Here is a 10,393-nt window from a genome sequence, read left to right on the forward strand (position 1 = left end):
ACGGTAATCGAGGCAGACCGCGAGCCCATTCCGCGCCGGGCGCACTCCCGCCTTCGGGCTGCCCGGGTGGACCTGCGGTGGACGCCTCGCTTGCAGGGCGGTTTCGGCAATAACCGTAGCGTCCACCGGCGTCCGCGCCATCCCCGTTGCACCTCCTCGCAGTACGCAAGCCTTCGCCCTCGGCTGCCGCGGTTGATGCTGGATGAGAGGACAGAGGCAGGCCACGCCTGCGGCCATGGTCAGCCCGGCGGCGTGGGCACCTCAGCAGGCTTGCCGGCTGCCCGGCGGGCGTCGGCGATGGCGATCGCGAGCAGCACCACGGGCACTACGGCGACCACCGCCAGCGGCGGGGCGAAGGCCAGCGGCACGACTAGCAGCAGCAGGGCAGCAATGCCGAGCAGTCGGGGCCGGGAGAAGCGCGAGAAGACGACCCACTCCAGCAGCGTGCGGCCCGCCACGTACAGAGCCGGGCCGCCGAGCATCAACGCAAGCCAGGACTTGTACGTGTGGCCGGTGGGATGCTTCTGCACCAGTTCATTGCCCATGGCGGCGGCGGCAACCCCGATGATCATAAGCAGATGGGCGCTGCCGGCTACTCGGCCCAGACTGGCGGGGCTGGCCGCCGACTTGACCGCCGACCCGAACATCTCGCCTGCCCTGTAGAAGTAGATTCGCCACAGCAGCACAGCGGTGATGAACGCGATCACCAGCCCAAACGTCTGCGGGAGGCGCGGACTCCCGGACGCCTCGGTGTAGGCGATCCCGACCGCGAGGATCGTCTCCCCGAGCGCAATCAGCACCAACTGTTGGTACCGGTCAGCGAGATGCCCGGCAGCGGACTCCCAAGCCAAGAGGCGCTCTGGCCCCTGCCACGGCACCCACCAACCCAGCCGAGCCGATCCGTACTCGATGACGATCGCAAGCGACCAGAGCAGCATCCTGGCCGCACCGTGGGCGAGGGCGCCGAGCAGCCACGCCACGGCGGACACGCAGAACCAAGCCAGGATTCCCCAATAGAGGCGCTGTAACCAATGTGACCGCAGCGCCAAAGCGACCACCAGCGCCCGACCGGCCTGGAGCACGACGTAGACCCCGGCGAACATCCACGCACTGCCGTCGAACGCCTCTGGCGTGACGACTCCCAGGAGCAGCACACCGAAGGCCGTCACCAGCACCATGACCTGCACCGCCAGGCGGCGGGGCTCGAAGCGCGCCGTACTGTAAGCCGTCATTGACCAGACCCATATCAGCGGCAGGATCAGCAGCAGTGCCTGCAGTAGGCTCGCCCACCGCCCTGAACCAGAGGCAGACGCCAGTTGCGCCGTGCTGCTAGCCACCACCCGGTTGAGAGCGAAGACCAGCACAAGATCGAAGAAGAGTTCGACGAAGCTCGCTTCCTGCTTGCTCCGCTCCCCCCGGAGGAGCCTCACCCCCAAACCCGTGGCCGCACCAGCACTTTCCATGCGAGCCATTCAATGCCGGAATGCCGCCGCGCGAGGGAGGATTGCGGGTATTCGAAGCCTCGTTCCCGAGCCCCCTCGGGCGCGGGTGACGATGGGCGAAGGCGGCTCGATGCAACGTCTGCCTCGGCAGGTCGAGGCCCGAACCGTCGACGGCTACGCCGCCGCTGGGGAGGGCCTGTCGTCCCCTACTGCGCCGTCACCATCCAGAGGTGACCGTCGGGGTCGGCGAATGTGCCGGCGTAGCCCCACGGCTGCGTGGCTGGCGGCGTCACGACCCGGGCGCCCGCAGACCGGGCCTGCTCGACGATCCGCTGGACCTCGGCGGGGCTTTCGGCGCTCAGACCGAGCACGCACTCACTACGGCCCCGGTCGGCGACCTCGTGGTCGCCGATGACCCAGCCAAAGCCCCCGCTCGGCACCAACATCAACCGCAAGCCGTCGTTCACGGTGAACTGCAGCGGCTCGGGGATCCCGTCGGCTGCCGGCTCACCGAGCGTCGCCAGGCCGAGGGCCTCGGAGTAGAAACGGTGCGACGTGGGGCGGTCGGCGATCGGCAGGCTGACGATTACGGGCGAACTAGGCATGTTGGTAACTCCAGGTCCGAGTGGAGAACTGTCACCGTGATAGACCGGCCGACCGGTCAAAAATCATCGTCCAGCGTGGGGAGCGTCTTGGCACTCGATCTACGCGGCATATGACCGTCGGAGCGCCAGTCCGTTGCCGGCGTTGACACTGTCCTGCGCCCTCAGCGTGCCCCGAGGCCCCTTGGCCCCCAGGCAACCAACACGGGACGTCGACCTGCGGTTCCGAATCCGCTGAGCTGCCAGGACGCTCCCCCAGTGTCCGCGACAGTCCGCCAGCGTCCGTCCCGATCGTCACCCAAATAGTCACCCACCGCCATCCCAGGTGGCGTTGCCACATCGCCCTGAGCCCGTAGCGCTGCGCACTCGGAACGGCAGTGCCATCTACTAACCTCAATCATCCCGTGTGAGATCACAATCAGGAACCAGGTGAATGCACCGTGCAGGCGTGGATTGACAGCATCGCCACCGCCGTGGCCGACGTTGCTGAACTCAACGCGATCCTCGGCCCCGAACCGCCCAAGGGAGTGACTCTCGTCAGTGACGACGGCTGGCGGACCCTGCATATCAACTTCTACGGAGATCGGTCCGATCTGTACTGGGAGACCGAAATCGACCTTCTACTCGCGTGGGGGCCAGTACCCCCTGGTGCCCCGGCGGGCCAGGTCGTCGACGACGCCGAGTACGCGTACGACAACCCGTGGTTCACCCTTCCCGACGGCGCCGAGCCCTTCGAGATCACAGCCGCCCAGGCCCGCCAGGCAGCCCATGAGTTCCTGCGCACCGGTGGGCGCCCCACTAACGTCCAGTGGGTCGTCAAACCCTAGAGCTCGTGGTCTAGACGCCGCTTCCAGCTCGTCGAGCCAACGCAACCACGTCACACCTGGTGACCGATTCCGGAGCCGCAGGGTAAGTCACCCAGGTCCTGTCTTGTGGAGTGCCTACGCTGCTGCGAGAGCCGCCGAAGCCTGCGCTCGTACTGGCCGGCATAGGAGCGCTGCGCCTGATTCATCGGCGACAGCGAAAACCGGAGAAGGGCCGAGCCGGGCGAACCCGGCGGACCTGCCCAAGACTGTAGCCCACACCGCCTCCAAGACACCGGACAGAACCAACACGAACCACGACATGACGCTCTGCTGACATCCTGGCTTCCTCGTCCTACCGGAGGCCGGTGAGAGAAGGAGACGCGGCCATGGACGTGGTGCATCGCCGATGCACGGATGTCGACATCAGTAAGACCGACGTAGAGGTGATGCGGCACATCCGACGCCTGGCACACGATGACGACATGAGCGCGGCTCCTGAGTCCAGCCTCCGGCGTCAGCTCGTGTGCCCGGAGGGCTGCGGCGCCGATGGGTCATCAGAAGCCGCGCTCGTCCCTTCACTGCGACCTGTCCTCTACTGACGGGACGTTTCGAGCCGGTGCGGTGTTGGGATCGCGAGGTTGGCCCCGCTTGCCGTCGTCACTGTGTTCGGTCGGTGTGTGATCAGGGTCTGTCAGATCACTCGGACCGCGAAGTCTCCGCCGTAGACGTTGGTCACGTGGACGCTGGTCGAATTCCGGGGCCAGGATGCCTCGACCATCTGGCCGTTGCCGAGATAGATGGCTACGTGCGCCGTGCTGCCCCCGGGGCTGCCCCAGAAGATCAGGTCGCCTCGTCTGATGCTGCTCATCGAGACCACCGTTCCCTTGTGCTGCTGAATGCCGGTGTAGCCGCCGATGTCGATGCCGGCGCCCTGCCAGAAGGCGTACTCTGTCAGGCCGGAGCAGTCGTAGCCGTAACGGTTGCGGTCGTCGTACCCGCTGGGGCTGCAGCAGATCCCGTAGGACGGTCCGGACTTGCCCCCGGCGCCCCAGGAGTAGCTGTAACCCTTGCCGGTCTGCGACAACGCGGCATCGATGACGCGCTCGACCTTCTCGGAGCTGGAGCCGCCGGTGTCTCCGCCCCCGCCTCCTCCACCGCTGCTGGAACAGACGCTGGAGCTCGTAAGGAAATGGTGCGAGGCGTTACCGTTGTACAGGGTGCTGTTCAGCTGGCCCTTGTAGCCCGGCGCCACCTCTTGGCAGGAGCCCCCGTAGTAACTGTTGAAATAGACACCGACCTTCTTGCTGGATCGGTTCCACACGGATGCGGCGTTGTTCTTGATGCACTGGCCCTGCCCGCTGCCCGTGCCCTTGTAGTCGTAGCAGGACGGCTGCGAGACACCGTAGTCGCTGACCGAGGTGGTGAAGTCGGAGATCGACCCCTGGTTGTCGCTGTTGTAGTAGTAGCAGAACTCACCGCTGTCGCAGGACCCGTTGCGTGCGCCGCTCGTGCCGGTGTCGCCGCTCCCGTTGTCGGTGGTCGTGAGGAACCGGTGTCCGGCGTTGTTGTTGTACAGCGTGCTGTTCAACTGGCCCTTGTAACCGGGCGCCAACTCCTGGTAGGAGCCTCCGTAGTAGCTGTTGAAGTAGACCCGGACGGTGTTGGCTGACCGGTTCCACACAGATGCGGCGTTGTTCTTGACGCACTGGCCCTGTCCGCTGCCCGCACCCTTGTAGTCGTAGCAGGACGGCTGCGCCACGCCGTAGTCACCGACTGAGTCGGTGAAGTCCGAGACGGAACCCTGATTGTTGCTGTTGTAGTAGTAGCAGAACTCACCGCTGTCGCAGGAGCCGTTGCGTGCGCCGCCGGAACTCACGGGGCTGGTGGTGAACTGGTGTCCGGCGTTGTTGTTGTACAGGGTGCTGCTCAACTGGCCCTTGTAGCCCGGCGCCACCGACTGGTACGAGCCTCCGTAGCCGCTGTTGACGTAGACCAGGACCGTCTTGTCTGACCGGTTCCAGACAGACGCGGCGTTGTTCTTGACACAGACGCCCTGCCCGCTGCCCGCGCTCTTGAAGTCGTAACAAGACGGCTGCGCCGCGCCGTAGTCGCTGACCGAATCGGTGAAGTCCGAGACGGACCCCAGGTTGTTGCTGTTGTAGTAGTAGCAGAACTCACCGCGGTCGCAGGATCCGTCACGCGAGCTACCACCTGCGGACGTCGAGAGGAACCGGTGTGAGGCGTTGTTGTTGTAGAGCGTGCTGTTCAACTGACCTTTGTAGCCCGGCGCCACTTCCTGGTAGGCACCCTCATGATTGCTGTTGAAGTAGACGCGGACCGCCGTGCTCGACCGGTTCCAGACAGACGCGGCGTTGTTCTTGACACAGACGCCCTGCCCGCTACCCGCGCTCTTGAAGTCGTAACAAGACGGCTGCGCCGCGCCGTAGTCGCTGACCGAATCGGTGAAGTCCGAGACAGAACCCTGGTTGTTGCTGTTGTAGTAGTAGCAGAACTCACCACTGTCGCAGATACCATTACGATCTGCGGCAACCGCCGGCCCCGCCGCGACAGTGAGTCCTAGCATCTGAACCACCAGCGCTACCGCCGCGAGAAGCGCAACGCGCACTCTCCTCATCCAACTTCCCTTCATCTCGACCAGAATGCTCGATGTACCGTCCGCCGTCGGCTGGGACGGGCTCAACGTGCCCCGCGGCCACCCCATGCTGGCCGCGGTCATTGCAGGTGTACGGGTTGCTGGTCCTCCTCCTTGCCGAACACCGGCGGCTCCGGGCGTGCGTCGAGGCGCTGGCCGCTGTCGGCGGCGCTCCCGACCGCACCGGTCGCCACGAGCCCCATCGGCACGATCGCGCCCACGGCGACCCATGCGCCACCGGCTCGATTCGTTGATGTCGGGTACCTCTTGCCGCACTTCGTCGAGGGGAGGTGCCGGCCCTCCCCCGCCGGCTTTCCGCCCCGCTGATCGGCCAGCGAAGCTATTCGATGATCGACCGCGGCTCGTGCAGCGATCTTGCAACTTGCTTGCAAAGCAGTCGCACCGCGGAGTTGATGCGTAGCCCGTGGAGCAGGTGTCGGCGAGCGTCCTCGTAGTGTCCGGCAGTGACATGGGCTGGAGCGATGGTCAGGTGCATGACGGCTTGCGGTGTTCGCGGAGCACGGTACCGAAGCCGTAGCCGCCGGGCGTTGTCCCAGCCGAGCAGAAGGACGTCGCCGACGCCGTTGACCTCGCCGTCCGGCAGCGGTGGTGCTCGACAGCCGTACTCATCGAGGCTGCCGCCATTCGCAACTTCGAGGAAGGCTCGGTACCCTCCGGGAGCGGCGCGCCCACCTCCTGCTCCAGGGCCTTTACCTCTGCGTGGTCGGCTCGTCGTGTTGCTCGTTCCGCCCGTCATCGTCCCGTCGCAAGCTGCTTGCTGACTCGCTGCTGACTTCGCCTGGCTTCGACGTCTCGCTTACAAGCTCTGTGCATCGTCCATGCCAGTGCTCCTCGGCGTGCTTCCGTCCGGCGCGGTTACCGTCGGCATCGCTGTCGGCCGCTACAGCCGCCGTCGAGGCTTTCGCCGCATCCTCAATGCCGCAGCCTCGGCCACTTGCGACCGGAGTGGATCATGAGCGAGTGGTCAAGAGAACCAGGAAGAAGTCGAGGCCGTCGCTTCCCCGAGGCTGGCTGACCGCAGGACCGTCCGGCCTGCCGGTACCACCGTCACCGCTGCCAGCACCACCGCCACCGCCCAGGTGGCGGCGCAACCTCGACATGTACGTCCTGATCGCGGTCGTTGCGCTGGCCGGGGTCGCGATGTGCGTCGCTCTGGGCTTCGTGATCCGCGACGAGATCGCGCTCGACCGCCATCACCAGCAGACGGTTGGGCGCGTGATCGAGTTGCACTCCGGCGGGAGAGGGCCGGGCGATGCGGTGGTCAGCTATCTGGCCGACGGCCGGCAGGTTAAGGCGTCGGTCCAGCAGCCCCGGTTCGGCCGCAAAGCCGAACTCAACGATGAGTTGCGCATCGAGTACCTACCGTGGGACCCCACCGTGGCACGCCGCGCAGGCGCACATGACCTCTTGGGGTTCGCCCTGCCCATCGGCCTCCTCGTTCTCGCCGTGGTGGGGAATGTACTGATGTACCGCCGCTGGGACCGACCGACAGCCGCCGGCTTCGGAGACGGCAGACTGACCACTCCCGCCGGCGACCTACGCATGACGAGTCGGTGCCACAGCGCTGGTCCGCCGCCTGGTCCTTCTGCTCACGTTGATGCCCGCGTCCGCGATCGTCCGCTGCTGCTCGCCGGTTTGGCTGCCCGCTTGACCGCTCAGCCAATTCCGCGGTGCCGACTGCTGCTCATCGTCGATCTTGGCCGGTTTTTGTGGCCTCCTGGGACTCTGCTGGCGGGCTCGCCGCCGCTGCCAGGCCGCGGGGCTACCGGAACCCATAGGTGGCCAGCGGGTGACTACAGCCGTCGACAGAGTTATGAATCGGCCCGTCCCGGCCGAAGCTCCGGGCTGGCCTGCCAGCCTCCGAACAGCGCCCTCACCGCGGAAGCGATGAATACGGCTGACGCGATAGTCAACACCACGGCCACAGGAGCGATGTGCTCCGACTGCCACTCGAAATCGCCCGCGGTGATAGTCGCCTGATCGACGCCAAAGACATCCAACGACGACGGCAGCAGCGAGGCCGGATACCACAGCGCCGCATATGGATACGGCAGACCAACACCATCGTTGAGCGTCCAGTAACCGGCCCAGTCGTAGATCAACGCACTATCGACGACGACCGCCACATCGCAGGCCACCAGGGCCGCGACGCACAGCAGCACGACGGCACCCTTGGCGTGCCCCCACCTCGCGAGCCGGCTCGCCAGGAATACGCCCATGCCGACGAGCGCCGCCCACACGCCGGCGGTGAGCGCCTCGATCGGCAGGTACTCGGCACGTAGTCCGTGCGCAAACAGCACAAGGAACGGCACTGCAACGACCCACAACAAACCAAGCCGCTTGATCATCGACCAGGCTGAACCCATGCCGCGAGGCTACCGTAGATCGACCCGGGTCCTGAACCAGAGAGTCTGGCGGCGGGAAGCAGGAGCCTCGGCACACACCGAATTGCCGCTGGGGGTTGAGCTTGCCGACCCGAACGACTATGACCGGGAACCGCACTGGCGTCCGATCGACCTCGGCCCCGACACCTTCGAACCGCCCCTCTCCCAACTCGCACCGTGGCCGGACGACCTGACCGTCTTGGGTGACGTCCCGCCGAGTGGTGGGTTTGGGGGTGACCGGCGCGGCTTCGTAGATGTGGGAGCCATCGGCGAGATCTTCGGTGTGTACGGCCAAATCTTCTTCGATGACGGCGTCCCTCCTGGCGCTTCTCTCCCCCGGCCGGCGTTCGTAAGGTGCAATGTCGTCGGTCAGCAGGAGGATCAGATCCTCGTCGTGAGCACAGTGCCGGACCACGTGGAAGCTGAGGACGGAACCACCCAATTCCGGGTCCGGCCCAACCAACTAGAGCGACGAGCGTGACCTGATCAACTTGAACTGTCAGCTTGGAATCGGATAGATCCACACGACGCGTAGCGGTTGACCAGGCGCTGCAGGCAGGGAGCGCCTAACTTGCCAGGAGAGCAGCGCCAACGCTGCCCCCTTGACCGCTGCATCGGGCACGGATCGGGCACGCCCCTGGCTGTCCGACGCCGACGCTCTGCCGTCCGGCGGTCGAGCCCCACATTGATCCCGCCACTAACATCGGACCATGCAGCGGGCTGGCCGAAGAGTATGGCGGGTACGAGCCTGGATCCGATTAGCCGGCTTTCTGTGTTTCTTGGCGGTGGCCGCTCAACAGGCCGACGTCATCCGGCGAGTCGGACGCGGCGAAATGCCACCCGAGGAGGTCCGTGACGGATACATCTTCTTGGCCGTACTCCTCGTGCTGGTCTGGCGCCTGGCCTTCCACCCACGGGTCACGCTCGAAGCGGGACAGGTTGAGGTACGCAACCCCGTAGGGCGTCACTGCTTCGCCGCTCGCGATGTTCAGGGCTTTGAGATGACGGAGCACGGCCTGCGCTTCCAACTCTCCGACGGCGGCCGCCCGTACACCTTTATCTTTCAGGACACTCGGCACTTCCGCGCTCCGCGCTGGTTAGGTCTCGCCGAGGCAGTCACTGGGCAACGCCCAACACCCGGCCCGCCACGTCAAGCGGGCCTTGACGCAGGTTCGGACGCTGCCGGAACAGACTGAGTCGGCTCTCGTGTCACGGACCGCGTCCCCGGCGGGCACCGCCACAGTGGCGCGTTTGACCCCACCTCGCCCGGCACGAACCCGGCTCCCCGGGGTCGGAGCTGGCCACCGACGGCCACCCCTCCCCCTCCCAGGCGAGCGGTTGACCTGACCCCGAGCGGCTGCGGAGCCGGCTCCTGGACGACCGGCATGCCTTCGCGCGCTGCGACAGAGCAGGGGTCCGCCCGATCACCGTCCACGACGCCAGGCCCACCTGCGCCACTCTCCTGGCCGACCTGGACGTCCATCCGAGAGTCGCCATGCAGGTGCTCCGGCACGCCCGCTTCTCCGTGACGACGGAGATCTACACCCAGGTCTCGTCGAAGGCGACGCGGGATGCCCTCAAGCGCCTCGGCGACTCCCTCGGCCGCTGACTGTTCTGCATGAACGGCAGCCCCTCCGAGGGCATAATTCAGCCCTTGCGGTTCGGGTCGGTGAGAGCATCCCAGTCGTCAGCGCTCATCGGGAACGGCCCCCAATGCGGCAGGTAGAAGGGTCGCCGCGGTGGGTCGGCCACCGTGAACGGCTTGAACTCCGGATCCGCGATCACCCGGTAAACGAACTCGGCCGTCGACATGTCGGGCTGATGCCATGGCTCGACCCACCGCGCGACCACAGGCCACCGGTCAGGCTCCACAGAGCGGTCCGCCAGCCAGTAGTACTCCCCTTCAGTCTGATCGCTGCCCCATTGGATCAGCCCCGACCCCTTGTCAGGCCCGTACATCTCGTAGGGGGCCCACAACCGCGCGGAGTCATGCTCGCCTGCCCACTGCCGGCAAGAGGCCCACGTCCGAAGCAGCGGCTGCGCGTGATCGTCGGTCGGCCGTAGAAGGTCCAGGTACGCGTAGAACGCCCCCGGCACGAACCGCCGGCACAGCTCCTTGAAGTCCGATGGCAGGGCGACACCGAGCTCCGCCTCCACCTGCTCCCAGCCGGCACCGTCCTCAGGCTCGTGGCGCCATCCGGTCACGTCGATGATCCGGTCGATCCACGTCAACTGATCATTCACGGCCGGCAAGCTAGCAGCACAGGCGGACATCCCCTCGCCTGGTCGTCACCCGGCCGCTGACCGTTGCTGTACTTCGCTGTTGTGCGGAAGCAGAAAGGCCACCTCCCGAAGCCGGGAGATGGCCTTTGACCTGCGTGGGCGATACTGGGACCGAACCAGTGACCTCTTCGGTGTGAACGCGGATGCGGGGCACCGACGGCTGCCATCGGCTGCCAGGGATCGTCGGCCCGTGCACGTTATT

Annotated in this window: 9 protein-coding genes and 1 pseudogene; 3 read left to right on the top strand and 7 right to left on the bottom strand. The window is 66.1% G+C overall.

Translation table 11 applies throughout. The features are described from left to right. Nucleotides 1–239: 239 nt before the first annotated feature. Together ACNAVT_RS18225 and ACNAVT_RS18230 are read right to left on the bottom strand one after the other, a co-directional pair. Complete coding sequence (locus ACNAVT_RS18225) at nt 240–1,463, bottom strand: low temperature requirement protein A (protein ID WP_416297750.1); 1,224 nt, start codon at nt 1,461–1,463, stop codon at nt 240–242. Between the two features lie 185 nt (nt 1,464–1,648). Beyond that, entirely contained in the window at nt 1,649–2,047 is a 399-nt protein-coding gene (locus ACNAVT_RS18230) for a VOC family protein (RefSeq protein WP_416297752.1), read from the bottom strand. 437 nt (nt 2,048–2,484) lie between these two features. On the opposite strand from ACNAVT_RS18230, the gene ACNAVT_RS18235 reads away from it, so the two are divergent. Next, on the top strand, nt 2,485–2,871 hold the full coding sequence (locus ACNAVT_RS18235; protein WP_416297753.1) for an Imm1 family immunity protein: 387 nt from the start codon (nt 2,485–2,487) through the stop codon (nt 2,869–2,871). A 670-nt stretch (nt 2,872–3,541) separates the two neighbouring features. On the opposite strand, the gene ACNAVT_RS18240 is transcribed toward ACNAVT_RS18235, so the two are convergent. From ACNAVT_RS18240 to ACNAVT_RS18250, 3 genes are all read right to left on the bottom strand, one after another. Further along, nucleotides 3,542–5,434 carry a peptidase inhibitor family I36 protein gene (locus tag ACNAVT_RS18240; RefSeq protein ID WP_416297755.1) on the bottom strand — a complete coding sequence of 631 codons (1,893 nt, stop codon included), beginning with the start codon at nt 5,432–5,434 and terminating at the stop codon, nt 3,542–3,544. 149 nt (nt 5,435–5,583) lie between these two features. Beyond that, nucleotides 5,584–5,724, bottom strand: coding sequence for a hypothetical protein (locus ACNAVT_RS18245; RefSeq protein ID WP_416297757.1), 141 nt, complete (start codon nt 5,722–5,724; stop codon nt 5,584–5,586). 1,611 nt (nt 5,725–7,335) lie between these two features. Further along, nucleotides 7,336–7,890, bottom strand: a complete 555-nt coding sequence (locus ACNAVT_RS18250; RefSeq protein WP_416297758.1) for a hypothetical protein — start codon at nt 7,888–7,890, stop codon at nt 7,336–7,338. Here ACNAVT_RS18250 and ACNAVT_RS18255 point away from each other — a divergent pair. Further along, complete coding sequence (locus ACNAVT_RS18255; protein WP_416297759.1) at nt 7,865–8,389, top strand: hypothetical protein; 525 nt, start codon at nt 7,865–7,867, stop codon at nt 8,387–8,389. The two genes, ACNAVT_RS18250 and ACNAVT_RS18255, sit on opposite strands and share 26 nt — an antisense overlap. Before the next feature lie 277 nt (nt 8,390–8,666). Here ACNAVT_RS18255 and ACNAVT_RS18260 read toward each other — a convergent pair whose 3' ends face one another. Continuing rightward, a complete protein-coding gene (locus ACNAVT_RS18260; RefSeq protein WP_416297761.1) occupies nt 8,667–8,987 on the bottom strand; it encodes a hypothetical protein in 321 nt (106 codons plus the stop codon). A 317-nt stretch (nt 8,988–9,304) separates the two neighbouring features. On the opposite strand from ACNAVT_RS18260, the pseudogene ACNAVT_RS18265 reads away from it, so the two are divergent. Further along, nucleotides 9,305–9,517, top strand: a pseudogene (locus ACNAVT_RS18265) (site-specific integrase); the annotation flags it as partial. Nucleotides 9,518–9,555: 38 nt separating this feature from the next. On the opposite strand, the gene ACNAVT_RS18270 reads toward ACNAVT_RS18265, so the two are convergent. Beyond that, nucleotides 9,556–10,152, bottom strand: a complete 597-nt coding sequence (locus ACNAVT_RS18270) for a hypothetical protein (protein ID WP_416297763.1) — start codon at nt 10,150–10,152, stop codon at nt 9,556–9,558. Nucleotides 10,153–10,393 lie beyond the last annotated feature (241 nt).

Source organism: Micromonospora sp. SL4-19 (genome assembly GCF_047921475.1).
Lineage (GTDB): Bacteria > Actinomycetota > Actinomycetes > Mycobacteriales > Micromonosporaceae > Micromonospora.

Excerpts from the sequence above, each read along its gene's own strand:
- ACNAVT_RS18225 (WP_416297750.1), bottom strand. The coding sequence starts at position 1,463 with ATGGAAAGTGCTGGTGCGGCCACGGGTTTGGGGGTGAGGCTCCTCCGG.
- ACNAVT_RS18230 (WP_416297752.1), bottom strand. The coding sequence starts at position 2,047 with ATGCCTAGTTCGCCCGTAATCGTCAGCCTGCCGATCGCCGACCGCCCC.
- ACNAVT_RS18240 (WP_416297755.1), bottom strand. The coding sequence starts at position 5,434 with ATGCTAGGACTCACTGTCGCGGCGGGGCCGGCGGTTGCCGCAGATCGT.
- ACNAVT_RS18250 (WP_416297758.1), bottom strand. The coding sequence starts at position 7,890 with ATGGGTTCAGCCTGGTCGATGATCAAGCGGCTTGGTTTGTTGTGGGTC.